The 18,663-nt window shown below is 71.7% G+C and carries 11 protein-coding genes; 8 read left to right on the top strand and 3 right to left on the bottom strand.

Features of this window, described 5'->3' with window-relative positions:
- Positions 1–112: 112 nt before the first annotated feature.
- Complete coding sequence (locus ACIRRY_RS24715; RefSeq protein WP_403976467.1) at positions 113–1,321, bottom strand: nucleotide sugar dehydrogenase; 1,209 nt, start codon at positions 1,319–1,321, stop codon at positions 113–115.
- A gap of 271 nt (positions 1,322–1,592) precedes the next feature.
- Between ACIRRY_RS24715 and ACIRRY_RS24710 the strand changes: the two genes are divergently transcribed.
- Entirely contained in the window at positions 1,593–3,308 is a 1,716-nt protein-coding gene (locus ACIRRY_RS24710) for a glycerol-3-phosphate dehydrogenase/oxidase (RefSeq protein WP_403976465.1), read from the top strand.
- A gap of 123 nt (positions 3,309–3,431) precedes the next feature.
- Here the strand turns inward: ACIRRY_RS24710 and ACIRRY_RS24705 are convergent, their stop codons facing one another.
- A complete protein-coding gene (locus tag ACIRRY_RS24705; protein WP_403976463.1) occupies positions 3,432–4,580 on the bottom strand; it encodes a serine hydrolase domain-containing protein in 1,149 nt (382 codons plus the stop codon).
- Positions 4,581–4,750: 170 nt separating this feature from the next.
- Here ACIRRY_RS24705 and ACIRRY_RS24700 point away from each other — a divergent pair, with 170 nt between their 5' ends.
- The 6 genes from ACIRRY_RS24700 (at position 4,751) to ACIRRY_RS24675 (ending at position 16,813) form a co-directional block, all read left to right on the top strand.
- Positions 4,751–7,306 (top strand): serine/threonine-protein kinase, encoded by a 2,556-nt coding sequence (locus ACIRRY_RS24700; RefSeq protein WP_403976461.1) that lies wholly within the window; start codon positions 4,751–4,753, stop codon positions 7,304–7,306.
- Between the two features lie 134 nt (positions 7,307–7,440).
- A complete protein-coding gene (locus tag ACIRRY_RS24695; protein WP_403976459.1) occupies positions 7,441–10,968 on the top strand; it encodes a protein kinase in 3,528 nt (1,175 codons plus the stop codon).
- Between the two features lie 157 nt (positions 10,969–11,125).
- The gene (locus ACIRRY_RS24690) at positions 11,126–12,862 is read left to right on the top strand and encodes a protein kinase (protein ID WP_403976988.1); all 1,737 of its coding nucleotides are present in this window, start codon (positions 11,126–11,128) and stop codon (positions 12,860–12,862) included.
- Between the two features lie 29 nt (positions 12,863–12,891).
- Positions 12,892–14,583, top strand: coding sequence for a serine/threonine-protein kinase (locus ACIRRY_RS24685; protein WP_403976457.1), 1,692 nt, complete (start codon positions 12,892–12,894; stop codon positions 14,581–14,583).
- A 92-nt stretch (positions 14,584–14,675) separates the two neighbouring features.
- Entirely contained in the window at positions 14,676–16,361 is a 1,686-nt protein-coding gene (locus ACIRRY_RS24680) for a serine/threonine-protein kinase (protein WP_403976455.1), read from the top strand.
- A complete protein-coding gene (locus ACIRRY_RS24675; protein WP_403976453.1) occupies positions 16,358–16,813 on the top strand; it encodes a hypothetical protein in 456 nt (151 codons plus the stop codon). Before ACIRRY_RS24680 ends, ACIRRY_RS24675 begins: the two co-directional genes overlap by 4 nt.
- Here ACIRRY_RS24675 and ACIRRY_RS24670 read toward each other — a convergent pair.
- Positions 16,758–17,648, bottom strand: a complete 891-nt coding sequence (locus tag ACIRRY_RS24670; protein ID WP_403976451.1) for an AraC family transcriptional regulator — start codon at positions 17,646–17,648, stop codon at positions 16,758–16,760. The two genes, ACIRRY_RS24675 and ACIRRY_RS24670, sit on opposite strands and share 56 nt — an antisense overlap.
- A 102-nt stretch (positions 17,649–17,750) precedes the next feature.
- Between ACIRRY_RS24670 and ACIRRY_RS24665 the strand changes: the two genes are divergently transcribed.
- Positions 17,751–18,644 (top strand): MBL fold metallo-hydrolase, encoded by an 894-nt coding sequence (locus ACIRRY_RS24665; RefSeq protein WP_403976449.1) that lies wholly within the window; start codon positions 17,751–17,753, stop codon positions 18,642–18,644.
- Positions 18,645–18,663: the final 19 nt, after the last annotated feature.

Raw genomic sequence — 18,663 nt, 5'->3', positions numbered from 1 at the left:
GACGACACAAAGGTGATGCGGAAGATGCGTGCGCACGGATATGAGACACCTGTGCGACGAGTGTGGGGAGATTAGCAGGTGGACATGGCCCTGTGACCAGTCGTTTTCGTGCTCAGAGCCGGTGTGCCGCACCCGTCGGTGTGGCCCCGCGCGTGTCCAGCAACAACTGCGCCTTCACCGACAGGCCCTGGAGGTCGTACGTCCGGTGCTGCTGGAGCAGGATCGTCAGGTCGGCGTCGGCCGCCGCCTCGTAGAGGGAGTCCGCGCGGGGGACCGGGCGGTCCAGGACGCTCCAGGAGGGGATGTGGGGGTCGTGGTAGCTGACGGAGGCGCCGAGCTCCATCAGGCGGATCGCGATCTCCTGGGCGGGGGTGCCCTGTTGGTCGGCGAGGTCGGCCTTGTAGGTGACGCCGAGGAGGAGGACGCGGGCCCCGCGCGCGGACTTGCCGTGCTCGTTGAGGAGCGTGGCGGCGCGCTGGATGACGTAGCGGGGCATCTGGTTGTTGACCTGCTGGGCGAGCTCGACCATGCGGAGGGGGCGGGGGCCGTGGCCCGTCAGGTCCTGGGGGACGGCGTGGCCGCCGACGCCGGGGCCGGGGCGGAAGGCGTGGAAGCCGAACGGCTTGGTCTCCGCGCAGCGGATGACGTCCCACAGGTCGACGCCCAAGTCGTGGCACAGGACGGCCATTTCGTTGACGAGGGCGATGTTGACGTGCCGGAAATTGGTCTCCAGTAGCTGCACGGTTTCCGCTTCGCGCAGTCCACGCGCGCGTACCACCTTGTCGGTGAGACGGCCGTAGAAGGCGGCGGCGGACTCGGTGCAGGCCGGGGTCAGGCCGCCGATCACCTTGGGAGTGTTGGCCGGGGTGAAGTCGCGGTTGCCGGGGTCGACTCGGCTGGGGGAGTAGGCGAGGTGGAAGTCGCGGCCCGCGCGGAGGCCCGATCCCTCTTCGAGGAGGGGGCGCAGGAAGGTCTCGGTGGTGCCGGGGTGCACCGGTGACTCCAGGATCACCGTGGTGTGCGGGCGCAGGTGCGTGGCGAGGGCGCGGGCGGCCGTCTCGATCTGGCTGAGGTCGAGGCCGCCGTCGGCGTCCCGGGGGGTGGGCGCGCAGATCACGGCGGTACGTACGCGGCCGAGCTCGGCGGGGTCGGTGGCCGGCCGGAAGCCCCCCGAGAGCATCCGGCGCAGTTCGGCGGGGCTGAGGGAGCCGACCTCAGGGCCGGTCTTGAAGCCGACCGTGGCGATACCGGCGGCGACAGCGGCCTGGGCCAGGGGCAGGCCGAGAGGACCGAGTCCGATGACGGCGAGATCTGCGGGCATGGCGTGGGCCGTCCTTCCCAATAACCGAAGCGGGACAGGTGCGCAAGCCCTGTGGACAGAACGAGCGAGCGCAATGTCAGACTAGGAGTAAATATGACCGTTATGCGGGATTGGACGGCTGTGTTTCTCGGCGGTCCTGTGATTGTTGTCCACAGGCTGGGGGCGAGTGGTGGCTGAAGTCGGGCAACCCGGTCAGAATTTGGGCAGGAGGGAAACGAACCGGGCTTCGCCGAACGGGTGCGGCCGGCGCTACCGATAGCGGGAGGCAGCGGTGAGGACAGCGACACTGGGTCCGGCGCAGCGAGCCGAGGCACTGGCGGGATTGGCCGAGCACGAACTGGATGTGCTCGTGGTGGGCGGAGGAGTGGTCGGCGCGGGCACCGCCCTGGACGCCGTGACCCGCGGCTTGTCCACGGGACTGGTCGAGGCGCGCGACTGGGCCTCGGGCACGTCCAGCAGGTCGAGCAAGCTCATCCACGGAGGTCTGCGCTATCTGGAGATGCTCGACTTCGCACTCGTCCGCGAGGCCCTGAAGGAACGCGGACTGCTCCTGGAGCGGCTCGCCCCGCACCTGGTGAAGCCGGTGCCGTTCCTGTACCCCCTCCAGCACAAGGGCTGGGAGCGCCTCTACGCCGGGTCGGGCGTCGCGCTCTACGACGCGATGTCCATGGCCCGCGCCCATGGACGGGGTCTGCCCACCCACCGCCACCTGAGTCGCCGTCACGCCCTGCGCGTGGCACCCGCGTTGAAGAAGGACGCCCTGGTGGGGGCCCTTCAGTACTACGACGCCCAGATGGACGACGCCCGCTATGTGGCCACCCTGGTGCGCACGGCGTCGTCGTACGGCGCGAAAGTCGCCAACCGCGCGCGGGTGACCGGTTTCCTGCGTGAGGGCGAGCGGGTGGTCGGCGCCAAGGTGAAGGACGTCGAGGCGGGCGGCGAGTACGAGATCCGCGCCAAGCAGATCGTGAACGCGACGGGTGTGTGGACCGACGACACCCAGGCGATGGTCGGGGAGCGCGGACAGTTCCACGTCCGCGCCTCCAAGGGCATCCACCTCGTCGTGCCCAAGGACCGCATCAACTCCACCAGCGGACTGATCCTGCGCACCGAGAAGTCCGTGCTGTTCGTCATCCCGTGGGGCCGGCACTGGATCGTCGGCACCACCGACACCGACTGGGACCTCGACAAGGCCCACCCGGCCGCGTCCAGCGCCGACATCGACTACCTCCTCGAGCACGTGAACTCGGTCCTCGCGGTGCCGCTGACCAGAGACGACGTCCAGGGCGTGTACGCGGGTCTACGGCCCCTGCTGGCCGGCGAGTCGGACGCCACCAGCAAGCTGTCGCGCGAGCACACCGTCGCGCATCCGGTGCCGGGGCTCGTCGTCGTGGCGGGCGGCAAGTACACGACGTACCGGGTGATGGCCAAGGACGCCGTGGACGAGGCGGTGCACGGGCTCGACATGCGGGTCGCCGAGTGCGTCACCGAGGACGTGCCGCTGCTCGGCGCGGAGGGGTACCACGCGCTGTGGAACGCGCGGGCGAGGATCGCCTCGAAGACCGGCATCCATGTGGTGCGCGTGGAGCACCTGTTGAACCGCTTCGGGTCGATGGCGGAGGAGGTCCTCGACCTCATCGCCAAGGACCCGACGCTCGGCGAACCCCTCCAGGCCGCCGACGACTATCTGCGCGCGGAGATCGTCTACGCAGCCTCGCACGAGGGCGCACGACACCTGGACGACGTCCTCACCCGCCGTACCCGCATCTCGATCGAGACCTTCGACCGGGGCACGCGCAGCGCCCGTGAGGCCGCCGAGCTGATGGCACCGGTGCTCGGCTGGGACAAGGACCAGATCGAGCGCGAGGTCGAGCACTACGAGAAGCGGGTCGAGGCCGAGCGCGAGTCGCAACGCCAGCCCGACGACCTGACGGCGGACGCGGCGCGGTTGGGGGCGCCGGACATCGTGCCGACGGAGGGCGGCTGAGAGCGGCGGTGGGCGGCTGAGAGCGGCTGAGAATCCGCCGGGCGCCTACCGCCGTGTCACTCGGCGGCGGCTTCACTCGAACGAGTGTCGTGAGCTGGGATCTTTGTCCGGAACCCGGCCGTTCTACGAGGTGCGGGGGCAGAACTCGGCGGCGAGCAGGGCCGGTTCGAGGCTGGGATCCGCGACCTCGCTCGTGTTCACACGGAAGGTGAGGACATGCCGGCCGTCGACGGTGGCTGCGGTGCGCACGTAGCTGCCCGAGATCCGGCCGTTGTGCCCCCACACCGTGATGCCACACGGCAGCTTCACCGGAAACAGACCCATGCCGTACGAGCCGTGTGCGGTACGGGTGTTGAGCATCTCGCGCAGCCGGCGCGAGGGCAGTAGTCCGCCGCCGAGCAGGGCCGAGTAGAAGCGGTTCAGATCGGTGAGCGTGGTCACCAGCTCGCCCGCGGCGCCGGCCACCCGCGGGTCGAGAGCGGTGACGTCGGAGCCGTCGGTGGCGTAGGCGCGGCCGTGCGGTGTCGGAAGAGCGGTGCGGGAGCCCGGGAAGGAGGTGCCCGTCAGACCCAGCGGAGCGATGATGCGGCGCTCGGCCTCGGTGGCGTACGAATTGCCGGTGACCTGTCGGATCACCAGGCCGAGCAGCACGTAGTTGGTGTTCGAGTAGGAGAAGCGGCCGCGATCGGCCGGAGGGTGTGTGAGGGCCATACGGACGGCCTCAGTTGGGGAGACGGGGATCGTGCCCCCGGTGAGCGCGGTGAAGTCGTACAGGCCGCTGGTGTGGGTGAGCAGGGAGCGGAGGGTCAGCGCGCGCCCGTCGTTGCCCGCTCCGTGTACCAGACCGGGCAGGTGCCGCTCCACCGTGTCGGACAGGGACAGCCGGTGTTCGGCGGCGAGTTGGAGGATCACCGTCGCGATGAAGGTCTTCGTGATGCTGCCGGCGCGGAAGTGGTCGGCGCGGGTGATGCCGGTTCCGGCTTGTGCGTAGACCGTCCTGGCCTGTGCGTAGACCGTCGCGGCCTGTGCGTAGACGGTCCCGGTCGGTACGTGGGTCGTTCCGGCCCGCGTCTGGTCCGTCCCGGTCCGGTTGCCGCGGGGGCCCGTGCCGTCCTGGGCCAGTAGTGCCGCCGCGGGGGCTCCGCCTCGGGTGACCAGGAGTGTGACCAGGGCGTTCGTGGTCGTGGCCGGGTGGGCCCGGGAGGGGACCGGGGACAGGCAGAGGAGGGCCAGGGACACCGGAATGGCCAGCAGTGTCCGAGGAGTGGGCATCGTGATCCTCCGTTCTCGGGGCTCATCGTGCAGCACTTGGCTGTGTGACCTGCGGCGGATATCCGACGGGATGTGCCTTCGGCGCAGAAGGAAAGGCCCCCTGGGCGTTGGGCACTTGTTCGGTGGGGGACAATGGAGGCTCTGTCAGGGCGGGTTGCATGAGGGGACGCATGTCGGAGGCGGAGCGGGCGGGGACATCCCGTCAAGACACTCGTCAGGACAAGAACGAGCGTCTTCTCGCCGGGCGGTACCGGTTGGGAGAAGTGCTCGGCCGCGGAGGCATGGGCACGGTGTGGCGTGCCGAGGACGAAACCCTGGGCCGGACGGTCGCCGTCAAGGAACTGCGGTTCCCGTCCAGCATCGACGACGACGAGAAACGCCGGCTGATCACTCGGACGTTGCGCGAGGCCAAGGCCATCGCGCGGATCCGCAACACCAGCGCGGTGACCGTCTTCGACGTGGTCGACGAGGACGACCGGCCGTGGATCGTCATGGAGTTGGTCGAGGGCAAGTCGCTCGCCGAGGCCATCCGTGAGGACGGCCTGCTCGAACCGCGGCGCGCGGCGGAGGTCGGGCTCGCGATACTCGACGTGCTCCGCTCCGCGCACCGCCAGGGCATCCTGCACCGCGACGTGAAGCCGTCGAACGTGCTGATCGCCGAGGACGGGCGGGTCGTGCTCACCGACTTCGGTATCGCGCAGGTCGAGGGCGACCCGTCGATCACCTCCACCGGCATGCTCGTCGGCGCGCCCTCCTACATCTCCCCGGAGCGGGCCCGCGGGCACAAGCCGGGTCCGGCGGCCGACCTGTGGTCGCTCGGCGGGCTGCTGTACGCGGCGGTCGAGGGCGCACCGCCGTACGACAAGGGTTCAGCGATCGCCACGCTCACCGCGGTGATGACCGAGCCGTTGGAGGAGCCGAAGAACGCCGGGCCGTTGAAGGACGTCATCTACGGCCTGCTGAACAAGGACCCCGCCCAGCGGCTCGACGACGCGGGTGCCCGGGCAATGCTCACCGCGGTGATCCACGCGCCGGAGCCCAAGGCGGCCGAGCCGGAGCCGGCGGTGGACGCCACGAGGGTGGTGCCGTTGCCCGCGCAACCGGGGCCGGGTTCGGCCGGGTCCGGTGGCAAGAAGAGCGGTGGCGGGGGTTCGGCGGGGGCCGAGCGGTTGCGCGGGGCGTTGCGGTCCATGCGGAAGGCCGCGGGGGGTTCGGCGGGGGCCGGGGCGGCGACTTCGGCGGCTGCGGGATCGAGTGCGGGTTCCGTTACGACTCCGGGTTCGGCTACGAGTCCGAGTCCCGCCGCGGGTTCGGGTTCTGCGACGGGTTCGGGTCCTGGTGGGGCCTCAACTCCCGCTGGCGGTAAGCCTGGTGGCTCGGGTGCGGGCTCGGGTGCCGGTGCCGGTGCGGCTGGTGCCGGGACTGGTTCGGGCGGCGCGGTCGGTGCTTCGGGCAAGAGTGGCTCGGGTGCCTCGGAGGCCGGTGGCTCTGATGGCTCCAGTGCTGCGAAGGGCGCGGCTGCCGGTGCCGGCGCTGGTGCTGCGCCCGCTGGTTCCGGTCCTGCTGGATCCGGGTCTGTCGCTGCTGGGCCTCGGACGCCCGGGGTGCCCTCGGCTCGGTCGGGGGGTGCCTCCGGTGCGGTGACCCGTTCCGGGACGTCGACCGGCTCGGGCGCCGAGGGCGGCAAGGGTGCGGCGGCCGGTGCGGGTGCCGCTGCCGACTCGGCGGCGAAGGCCGGTGCGGCGGACCCGGGTACGCGTGACCTGGGTGCGCAGGCGTCGGACGTGCAGTCGTCGGAGCTTCGGGAGCCGGGTCTGAGGGACTCGGGTACCAGGGACATCGGTACGCACGAGGTGAGTGCGCGGACGGCCAACTCCGGTTCGGGCGGGCGGAGTTCGGGGTGGCCCGTGATGACGCCGCCGGATCTGCCGCCGCGGTCGGTGCCGAGGGCGCCGCTCACGGATGTGGTGCCGAAGCGGACGTTGGTGATCATCGCGGTCGTCATCCTGCTCGCGGTGATCGGTGTGGTGCTGGCGTTCACGCTCGGTGGCGGGGACGACAGCGGTTCGAAGGGGTCGAAGAAGAACGACGGCGGCAAGACGGTCGCCAGCGCGAGCGCGAGTGCGAGCTCCGGGACCGACACCAAGAAGGACGACGACGACACGGCGAGCACGGGCGGTGGGCAGGCCGACTCCTCGACGTCGGCATCCGCTTCGAGCGGCACATCGACGTCCACCGGTACGAACGCGTCCGGCGGGAGCGGTGACGAGACGGACGACTCCGCGGGTGGCGCCGCGGTCGTGAAGACGTACAAGGGGAGCCAGGGGTTCTCCATAGGCCTGCCCGCCGGGTGGTCGTACCAGTCGACGGACTCCGCCGGAGTCCGGTTGGTCGGCCCCGACGGGCAGAAGCTGCTGATCGCCTGGACCAGTACGCCGAAGAGCAATCCGGTGGCGGACTGGAAGAACCAGGAGCAGTACATGACGCGCTCCGGGTACACGCGGATCCGAATAGCGGGGGTGGACTACCGGGGCTGGAACACGGCCGACTGGGAGTTCACCTATGAGGACGGCGGGACGAAGTACCGCACGATCGACCGCGGGTTCGTCGTCAACAGTCATCTCGGATACGCGCTCATGTACACCGCGAAAGCGGCCAATTGGGACAGTGAACTCCGTAAGGACACCTGGACGACCCTGACGAAGACGTTCGAACCGAAGTCGTGAGGCGGGTGGGTTCGGGTTTGGCGCGCCAGATCCGTCAACCCCTCTTTGCGGGTTGCCTCCGGCACGTATCGTGAGTGGTTGCGGACCGTACGCATCCAGGTATGCAGACGGAACGGGGCGCAAGGCGAACGGAATTGACCAACCGGGCGGCCGGGGGAGGCAACGTGGACGACTATGCGGGTCGGGTGCTCGCCGACCGCTACCGCCTGCCGCTGCCGCCGTCCGACGAGTACGAACTCACCGAGTCCCGGGCCTTCGACACCTACAGCGGGCAGGAAGTCCTGGTACGCCAGGTGCCGTTGCCGGAGGTCGTCGAGGCGGAGGTGCTCGGCGAGGACGGACTGCCCGACGGGTTCACGGCGCGTGACCGCGGGGCACGACGGCCTACCGCGGCGCGGACCGCGACGCGGCGGCCCACCGATCCGGCGGTACGGCGTGCGGTCGAGGCCGCGCAGGCCGCGGCGCGGATCCCCGATCATCCCCGGCTGGACCAGGTCTTCGACGTGTTCGCCGAGGGCGGTTCGCTGTGGATAGTGAGCGAACTGGTGTCCGCCCAGCCGTTGTCCGCGCTGCTCGTCGAGAAGCCGCTGTCGCCGTACCGGGCGGCCGAGGTCGCGTCCGACGTCCTGATGGCGCTGCGGGTGCTGCACGCGCACGGCTGGGTGCACCGGAACATCACCGCGCGCACGGTGCTCGTCTGCGACGACGGCCGCGTGATGCTGACCGGGCTCGCGGTCGGAGCGGCGGAGGAGGCACTGTGCGGCTACGACCCGGTGCCGGTCCAGGACGGAGAGGACGGGCCCGGGTCGCAAGGGCAGCACAAGAGCACGGCCCAGGGGCAGTTCGGGGTCGGGCCTCAGAGGCAGCGCGATGGTGGGGCGCCGGGGCAGCAAAGCGGCGGCGCGCAGGGGCAGTTCGGCGGTCGAGCGGGGACGGGATCTGGCGGCGGGACGGTCGTGCCCGCGGGGCCCGGCGCGCAGGGCGGCTCCAGGCACCCCGGAGGTTCCACGGCCCCCGGAGGTTCGACGGGTCCGGCCGGCTTCATGGCTCCGGGTGGTTCCAGGGCTCCCGCGGGGCAGGTGGCTCCGGGCGGTTCTCGGTCCCCCTCTCCCTCGGGTTCGGCGGCAGCGGCCGGCTCCACAACTCCCGGCGGCTCTACGGTTCCTGCGCTCCCCGGTGACTCCCGCAGAGGCGGCGCCGGTGGTGGCGGGGCGATCGGCTTCGGGGGCGCGCGTGGCGGAACCGGCGCCGGTGCGGCCGCCGCTGCCGCAGGTCCCGGTGGTGTGGACCCCGAGGTCGCTCGGCGGGCGGCGATCGAGGCGCGGGCTGCCGGAGGGCTGCCCGGAGTCGGTGTGGAGGGCGGTGGCGGGAGCGGGTCCTCCGCCGCGTTGGCCCGCAGGGAAGCGGAGGCGGGCGGTGACGTCCGGGCCGCGCGGGCCGGGGCGATCGCCGCGTACCGGGCGGGCGCGCGAGCCGCTGCCCGTGTGCAGGAGACCCAGCCGGGGCGCCCGGCGCTGCCCGGTGCCCGGCCCGCGGTGGAGGGCGACCACGGCGCCGCCCAGGCCAACGGTTCGGCCCAACTGCCGTACACCGGCGTGGAACACACGGCCGGCACCACGCCCCCCGGCCAGATAGCCGACCCCTACGGCGTCCGCAACACCGCCTGGCACGGCGCCGCACCACGCCCCGGCACCAGCGTCCCGGACCCGACGACACAGGGCGACCGCCCCTTCCCTCCGCTGGAGAGCACCGACACCGGCACACAGCCCCAGGGCGGAACGGGCACATTCCCCGGCCCGGACGCACCGACCTACGGCGCTGATGCCCCGGCAGCCTTCGGCGGAGGCGCTCGTCAGCAGGGCGCGGGGGCGTCGCCTTACGGCGGAGCCGCCGGTCCGCACGGCGCGGACACCTCGTCCTACGGTGGAGACGACGCGGCCTACGGCGGAGCGCCCCGCCCACACGGTGCAGAGGCCTCGTCCTACAGCGGAGACACCAACCCGCGCGGCGAGGACCCCCATCTCCACGGCGGAGCCGCCCGCCCCTACGGTGACGACCCCTCGGCCTACGGCGCGCTCACGGCCGCCGACCAGCCCGGTACGGGCCCCGCAGGCGCCCCGCGCTTCCCTGGCGATGCCGGCGCAGGCAACTCCCGTTTCCCTGGCGACGGTTCCCCCGCCAACCCGCACTCTCCCGCCGACGCTTCAACCGGAGGCACCCGCTACTCCGCCGAAGCTTCCGCCGGCAACCCGCACTACTCCGCCGCCAACGCCCAACTCCCCGGCGCCACTTCCCACACCCCCCACCTCCCAGCTGCCCCCGACCCCGGCAACTCTGCCCACACTCCGGCCCGTTGGGACGACCTCGCCTCCGCAGGTGCCCCCGCTCGTCGGGGCCCCGCCACCGCGCTGGCCGCCGAGCGGGCGCGGCAGGTGCGGATGACGGTCGTGGGGCCCGTCACCGAGCGGTGGGCGCCTGAGCAGGCCGTGCCGGTACATGAGAACTGGCAGTTGGCCGCGCCGATCGGGCCGGCCACCGATCTGTGGGCGCTCGGGGCGCTGCTCTTCCGGGCCGTGCAGGGGCATGCGCCGTATCCCGAGGAGGCGACCGCCGAACTCGTGCAACTCGTGTGCGCGGAGCCCCCCGCGTTCGCGGAAGAGTGCGGGCCGCTGCGGCCGGTCGTCGAGTCCTTGCTGCGGCAGGACCCGACCGAGCGGCTCGACTTCGAGGAACTGCGGGGCTGGCTGCGGTCGTTGGTGCGTTCCGCGCCCGAGCCCGAGGCCGGTACATACGTCGTCGCCACCCCGCCGACCGACCCCCGGCGGCTGCCGATCGTGCGCAGGCGGGGCGAGTTGGTGCGCAGGCGCCGGGCCGGGCTGCCCGCGACCAGTCCGCACGGCCGGCACAAGCGGGCCAAGCAGGAGGTCGAAGGGTCGCCCCGGCGGCTGGGCCGGACCCTGCTCATCCTCATATTCCTGCTGTTGGCCGGTGCCGTCGCCTACGCCATGCTCTTCCTGCCCAAGTCCGGGGAGAACACCGGCGCCGGGCAGGGGGACAGGACGGGGTCCGCCGGGGACGTCAGCCCCGCGCCCAGCCAGCCCTCGGCCGAGGCGAGCAGCCAGCCGCAGCCCGACCAGACCTCACCGAGCAGCCCCAGTACCCCCTCCAAATCCGCGAGTTCGACCGAGACCCAGACCGGTTCGAACGTCGCCGACGGCTTCGTGCTGCGCAAGGACACCGCCGGGTTCCAGATCGCCGTGGCCAAGGGCTGGACCCGTACGCCGAAGAACGGGAGCGGCCAAGTCGTCTACTCGCACGGCGACTTCGAGCTGATCGTCGTGCCGGGGCGGGACAGTGCCGCGACGTACGGCAGCGACCCGATGGTGTATCAGCGGGACAATGAACGGGAGTTGCAGCCCTACCGCGACTCCAGCTGGGCCACGGCGACCGGGTTGCGGACCATCACGGTGGGCGGAAAGACCATGGCCGAGGGGCAGTTCACCTGGACGGACAGTCAGGTGGGCGACCTGTTCGTGCGCAACATGGCGTTCCTGATCAACGGGCGCTACCACGTCGTGCAGATACGCGGCCCGGAGGCCCAACGGGACGAGGTGACACGGCTGTACGAGCAGGCGTCGTCGACCTACCAGTACACCGGGTGACCCGCGAAAGCGGCTCGCCGTAGCCCCTTGGTTCCCGTTCGGGCGCAGAAGCGACAACCGTCACAGTGCGGTCTCCTTGGTACCCCGCTGGTTCCCTGTCGGAGGGCCGGTCCTTACGCTGAGCCTGTCAAGAGCATTGCGGGGAAACGTGAATCAGATGCAGGGCCTGCTCCTCGCGGGGCGCTATCGGCTGGCCGAATCGATCGGCAGCGGCGGCATGGGCCGGGTGTGGCGTGCCCACGACGAGGTGCTCCACCGGGCCGTCGCCATCAAGGAGTTGACGGCCGCGCTCTATGTGTCCGAGAGCGACCAGCCGAGACTTCTGGCGCGCACCCGCGCCGAGGCGCGCGCCGCCGCGCGGATCAACCACTCCGCCGTCGTCACCGTCCACGACGTACTCGAACACGACGGCCGCCCCTGGATCGTCATGGAGCTGGTCGAGGGCAACTCGCTGGCCGACGAGGTCAAGGAGCAGGGCCGGATCGAGCCGGCCGAGGCCGCGCGTATCGGTATGTGGGTGCTGCGCGCCCTGCGCGCCGCGCACGCCGCCGGCGTCCTGCACCGTGACGTCAAGCCGGGCAACGTGCTGCTCGGGCAGGACGGCCGGGTGCTGCTCACCGACTTCGGCATCGCGCAGATCGAGGGCGACAGCACCATCACCCGCACGGGAGAGGTCGTCGGCTCCGTCGACTACCTCGCCCCCGAGCGCGTCCGCGGCGCCGACCCCGGACCGTCCTCCGACCTGTGGGCGCTGGGCGCCACGCTCTACACGGCCGTCGAGGGCCGCTCGCCGTTCCGCCGCACCTCGCCGCTGTCCACGATGCAGGCCGTCGTCGAGGAGGAGGCCGGCGAACTGCGGTACGCGGGCCCGCTCGCGCCCGTCATCGCCGCGCTGCTGAACAAGGACCCCGCGCTACGGCCCGACGCGGACCAGACCGAGCAGATGCTCGCGGAGGCCGCCGAGGGGCGTCGGCCGCGGTCGGCGCAGGAGTGGCTGCCGACGCAGCACGTGGGCTCACGGGCGGGGAGCCTCACCCAGGACACACCCGGCACGGGCGCGACGCCCTACGGGCCGGGGGCCTCGGGCGCGACGCCTTACGCGGCGATGGCCTCGGGAGGGGCGCCGTACCCGCCGGGGGCCTCGGGTGCGACGCCCTACCCGTCGGCGACCGGGTCGGCCACCCACCACACACCTCTCGTCGGCGGTACGGCGGTCCCGCCCGCCCAGCTCGTCCCGCCCAAGCGCCGCCGGTTCCGTTCGGTCGTCCTGGTGGTCGTCCTCGCCGCGCTCGTCGGCGGCGGTACGGCGCTGGGGCTGCAGAAGTGGCACCAGGACCGGGAATCGGGCACGACCCCCGGCGCCACCATCTCGCAGAGCCCCTCCGGCAGCGCCACGGCCTCGACCCCGGCACAGGGCTCACTTCCCGCCAACTGGGAGGTCCACCACGACCCCTGGGGCTTCGATATCTCGCTCCCCAAGGGCTGGTCGCGGAAGGTCTACGGCGACAGCGGCGGCATCAAGCAGGTCGACTACACGCCCGACAACGGGAAGCACTTCGTCCGCATCGCCATCGACGCCACACCGGACTTCCCCACCGCGTACGACCACCAGCTGGACCTTGAAGTGCAGCTCCAACGCCTGGTCGACTACAACAGGGTGACCCTGGAGGCGAACACCTACCGCGACCGTTCGGGCTCGCTCTGGGACTACACCTGGACCGCGCAGGCGAAGGACACCCCCTACCCGGGGCCGCGACGCGCCATCGAGGAGACGTACATGTCACGTGACGGGATCGAGTACGCGATCTACATGTCGTCACCGGCCGCCGACTGGGCCACGACGAGCGCGCAGTTCAAGTCGGTCCTGCAGAGCTGGAGTCCCGCCTCGGGCTGACGGCTTCCGGTTGCGTCATGATGGTGCGCATGGGGACCGAGGGGGACAACGTCCGGGTGATCGCCGGGCGTTACCGACTGGAGCAGCGGCTCGGGCGCGGTGGCATGGGCATCGTGTGGCGGGCGACCGACCAACTCCTGGGCCGGCAGGTCGCCGTCAAGGAGGTCGCCCAGGACGACACCCTCTCCGAGGAGGAGGCCCGCCGGCACCGCGACCGCACGCTGCGCGAGGCACGGGCGGTCGCGCAGTTGCGGCACCCGCACATCATCGTCGTGCACGACGTCGTCGAGCAGGACGAACGGCCGTACATCGTCATGGAGTTGATCGGTGGCGGTTCGCTCGCCGACCGGATCTCCCGCCGCGGTCCGGTCGACGCCGCCGAGGCCGCGCGGATCGGGATCGCCCTGCTCGGGGCGCTGCGTACGGCGCACGCGGCGGGTGTCCTGCACCGGGACATCAAACCGGCGAACGTCCTGCTGGAGTCGGCCGACGACCGGACCGACCCCGGCCGAGCCGATTCCGACCGGGTCGTCCTGACCGACTTCGGTATCGCGCAGGTCGCGGGTGCCACGACGCTCAGCGAGAGCGGGGTGTTCGTCGGCTCGCCCGAGTACACCGCGCCGGAGCGGATGTCGGGCGCGCGGACCGGTCCCGCGTCCGATCTGTGGTCCCTCGGCGCGCTGCTGTGCACGGTGCTGAGCGGTGAATCGCCGTTCCGGCGCGACTCGTTGGGCGGCATCCTGCACGCGGTCGTCGTCGACGAGATCCGCCCGCCCGAACAGGTCCGGCCGCTGCTGCCCGTCGTACGAGGACTGCTCGAACGGGATCCCGAACGGCGGCTGGGGGCGGCGGAGGCGGAGCGGATGCTACGGGCCTTCCTGGACACCGGGCGCACCCCGAACGCCGCCCCGGCCGGCCCTACGGCGCACCCGGCGCCGGGCTACACACCGACCCAACGGGACGTACCGAAGAGGCAGTTGGCCACCCCGGCACCACCACCGGCCCCCGCGCCCTCCGCGACGGCGGAGCAGCAGTCGCCGCCCGGCCGTTCCACGCGCGGAGTGCTCGTGGCCGCGTTGCTGGTCGCGGCGATGGCGGGGGCCGGGGTGTCGGCCGCCGCACTCCTGATGCGCGGGGACGGGGACGGGGGTGCCGCCGCGCCGGCGAGTTCGGCGCCGCTGACGTCCACGAGTACCGGGACGCGATCCCCGTCCCCGCGCACCGGCACGCCATCCCCGTCCCCCTCGCAGTCCTCTTCGGCTACGGCCAACTCGCCCACCGCGCCCTCCGGTTACCGCATCGCCCACGACCCCGACGGCTTCGCCCTCGCCGTACCGGAGGACTTCGTGCGCGTGCCGCAGGGTGAGCGCATCTTCTACATGTCGCCGGGGGAGACCTTCCGCCTCGGTATCAAGATGACCGACCCCGAGACGGGTGGTCCGCTCGCGGTGATGAAGAGCGCGGCGGCCAAGGGGGCGGACACGAACCCCGGTTACCACGACGGCAAGGTCACCGACACCACGCACTACGGACACCCCGCCGCGCTCTGGGAGTTCAGCTGGAACGGCTTCAGCACGGCGGAGGGACCCCGGCACACGTACGACTTGTGCTGGGAGCAGGACGGCCGGATGTACGACGTGTGGGTGTCGGCGCCGGTCGGGAAGGTGCGGGAGGCGAAGGAGTACTTCGACGTCGCGCTGGACACGTTCGTACCGTCATAAAGGGGAGATAGGTGACGGTTCGAGTCACGGGTGTGTGACCGGAAAGCGTTCCCTGTGGATACGGGAGCGGTCGCCGCGATATGGATGGACGTATGAGCAGCGACGGGGGAGCCCGACACGGAGCCGACGAGCCGACGAGTTTCGCTCTGCAACCACCGGCTCCGCAGGCATCGGCCCAGGCGTCGGCTCCGCAGCCGCCGAACCCGCGTATGGCCGTGCCGGTGCAGGTGCCGCACCCGGACAATCCCTACGCGACGCCCGCCCGGACCCCCGACCCGGCGCCGGACCCCGGCACCGGACGGCTCATAGCCGGTCGCTACCGGCTGCTCGGCAAGCTCGGGCACGGCGGGATGGGCACGGTGTGGCGCGCCCAGGACGAGACGGTGGACCGCGAGGTTGCCGTGAAGGAGCCGCGCGTCCCGGACCATCTTCCCGAACGTGAACGTTCCAACGCGTTCGAGCGGATGCGCCGCGAGGCCCGCGCGGCGGCCCGGCTCGACCACCCGGCCGTCGTGAACGTGCACGACGTGGCCGTCGTCGACGGTCAGCCGTGGATCGTGATGGAACTGGTGACCGGCCGCTCGCTGGGCGACGCGTTGCAGGAGGGCACCCTCGACGCGCGCGACGCGGCCCGGATCGGCCTCCAGGTGCTCGGCGCGCTGGAGGCCGCGCACGCGGCGGGCGTCCTGCACCGTGACGTCAAGCCGGACAACGTCCTGCTGGGCCGCTACGACCGGGTCGTCCTGACCGACTTCGGCATCGCCCAGATCGAGGGCGAGACCAACCTGACGGACACCGGCGGTTTCGTCGGCTCGCCCGAATACATCGCGCCGGAACGGGTGTTGGGGCAGCGACCCGGCCCCGCCTCCGACCTCTGGTCCCTCGGCGTGGTCCTGTACGCGGCGACGGAGGGCGTCTCGCCGTTCCGCCGCAGCAACACCCCCGCCACCCTCCAGTCGGTCCTCAACGCCGCTCCCGCGGCCCCGACTTCGGCGCCGGGCCCGCTCGCCGACCTCATCACCGGCCTGCTGGCCAAGGACCCGTCGAGCCGCCCGAACGCGGCCCGGGTGCGTGCCGTACTCGAATCGGTGGCGAACCCGCCCGCTCCGGCGTCGACGCAGGAGGTGCGGTACGTCGAAAGACCCGGCGGGAGACGCCGGTTGGGACGCAAGACGTGGTTCGGGCTCGGTGCCGTGGTCGTCGCGGTCGCGGTGGCCGCCGCGTATGTGGTGGTCGCCGACCCGTTCGCGAAGCCGCTGCCGGGCGACTGGAAGAAACACCACGTGTCCGATGTGGCCGCGACGCTCGCCGTCCCGGCCGCGTACAGGCAGAGCACCCCCGACCGTACGTCGGACAAGAGCCACTGGGTCACGTACACCGACCCGAGCGGCAGCATCTGGGTCTTCCTGAGCCTCGACAAGAAGTCCGAGGACACCAACGGCTACATCAAGGACTCGGCGGCGGCCGAAATGTACTCGGACAACGGCGACTTCAAGACCAACGGCAGCGTCGACCTCGACATGGGCAAGGCCGCGAAGACCGTCCCGAAGCCGACCGGCACGTACCAGGGCCGGCCCTCGGCCGAGAACACGGTCACGTACGACTCCGACGACACCCAGAACCCCCTCCCGCGCGAGCTGAGGATCCTCTACTACAAGTCCTCCGCCGGGGACATGTACCGGCTCACCGTCAGCTACCCCGGCAAGGGCGACTTCACGGCCCGTGGCCGCGAGGTGGCGCGGGCGGCGATCGCGAACCTGGACATCGACACGCTGTGAGCGACGGCACGGACGCCGAGCTCGCGGTCATGAGCGTGCGCGCGCTCGGCGACCGGGGTCTGCCGTGCGACGTGATCGACGTGTACGCGGCCCGCCGCCGCTACTCCCCGGTGGAAATGGAGCAGTTGGGCCTGCGCGACGCGGGAGCCGACTTCGACCTCTTCGGGCTGCGGGACCGGCTGGAGAGCGTGGTCTGGGTGAGCGACGAGGAGTTCGCGGCCCATGGCCTCGACGCGCGGGAGATCGCGGAACTGCGGCGCTGGGCCCTGGAATGGGAGTCCGACCTGGGGCTCCGGCTCGCGGAGGACTACGACGACGAGCCCGATCCCGACGGCGACTGGCCACGGGCGCCCGCCGAACCTCCCCCCGATTCCCGGCACTTCTCCGCCATCACCCTCAACCTCCCCTCGACACCCGGTACTTCCCCGGCGTCACCCCGAACTCCCGGCTGAACGCGTGCGACAGCGCGTACGGGCTGCCGTACCCCGCCTCCCGCGCCACCGCCGCCAGCGGGGCGTCCGTGTCCCGCAGCCGCGTCGCCGCCAACGTCAGCCGCCACCACGTCAGATACGCCATCGGCGCCCGCCCCACCAGCGCGGTGAACCGGCGGGCCAGCGTCGCCCGGGACACGCCCGCCGCCGCGGCCAGCCGGTCGTTGGTCCAGGGGGCGGCCGGGTCCGAGTGCAGGGCCCGTAGCGCGGCCGTGGTCACCGGGTCGTTCAGCACGGAGGGCCAACTGCCGGTCTCCGCCTCGGACATCCACGCCCGCACCATGTAGATCAGCAGCAGGTCGAGGAGGCTCGGCAGCGCCAGGCAGGCCCCGGGCCGCCGTTCGTCCAGCTCGTTCGCCAACAGGTCCACGGCAGACCGGAGTTCGGGATGGAGACCGACCCGGTTCGGCAGATGGACCACCTCCGGCAGCTCCGCCATCAGCGGATGCGTCCGGCTCCGGTCCAGCCGGTACTTCCCGCACAGCAACTCCACCGCACGCCCGCCCCCGGCCGGCCGGCGCATCTCCTCGAACGGCACCGCCCGCGCCGTGTCGCCGGGCGAGTCCGCCAGCACATGTCCCGCTCCGTGCGGCAGCAGGACGACGTCCCCCGCGCCCAGCGTCACCGCCTCGCCGCCGCCGTCCGGCAGCAGCCAGCAACCGCCCGCCAGCACGACATGGAACCCGGCACCCTCGTACGGCGCGAGCCGAGTGCACCAACTGCCGTTCACCAGCAGCCGGTTGGAGGACGGCTGCCCGGTCCGTACGGCGGAGATCGCGTCGCTCACCACATCCATGGGTCGACGGTACGCCAGAGGAGCGCTGGTGAGTCGTATGCGTATCCAAGAGAGTCTTTCACGCATTGAGACACTCACCAGTGGCTTCCTAAGCTCGCTTCCATGACCGAGGACAACACACAGACCTTCCTGATCGGCGACGTCGAAGTCGTCCGCGTCGTCGAGTGGCACCGGCCCTTCGCCCCCGCCCGCACCCTCGTCCCGGACCTGGCCCCCGAGGTGTGGCAGGAGAACCGCGAGCTGCTCGCCCCCGACCACTGGGACCCCGAGAGCGACCGCGCGGTCGTGGCGCTCCAGACCTGGGTGCTGCGCAGCGCCGGGCGGACCGTCCTCGTGGACACCGGGGTCGGCAACGGGCGGGAGCGGCCCGGCAATCCGCTGTTCCACATGAGCCAGGGCGACCTCCCGGGGCGGCTGGCGCGGGCCGGCGTAGAGCCCGAGGACGTCGACGTGGTCGTCAACACGCACCTCCACGGCGACCACGTCGGCTGGAACACCCATGACGTGGACGGGAGTTGGGAGCCGATGTTCCCCCGAGCCAGCTACCTCGTCCCCGCCGCCGACGACTTCCACTTCGGGCCCGACAACGACTACGGCGGCGCGGTACGGCCCGACGACCGCCTGACCTACGAGGACAGCGTCGCGCCCGTGCACCGGGCCGGGTCGGTCACCCTGTGGGACGGCACGTACCGCGTCGACGAGCATCTGACGCTGGAGTCCGCGCCCGGGCACACCCCCGGTTCGTCCGTCCTCCGGGTCGCCTCCGGCGGCGAACGGGCCGTGTTCGTCGGGGACTTGCTCCACAGCCCCGTCCAGATCCCGCACCCCGAGTGCAGCAGCTGCTTCTGCCTCGATCCCCGGCAGGCCGTGCACAGCCGGCGGCGCGTGCTCGAACGGGCGGCGGACGAAGGTGAGTTGGTGATTCCGGCGCACTTCGGCGGCACGGGTGTCGCGCGGGTGCGGCGGGCCGGCGACACGCTGGTGCTCGGGAAGTAGGACGCGCGTCGACAAGGCC

The sequence above is a fragment of the Streptomyces sp. NPDC101776 genome (genome assembly GCF_044766845.1).
In the GTDB taxonomy this organism is placed as follows: domain Bacteria; phylum Actinomycetota; class Actinomycetes; order Streptomycetales; family Streptomycetaceae; genus Streptomyces.
Note: the sequence above shows the minus strand (reverse complement) of the source record. Positions and strands in the feature narration are given on the sequence as shown.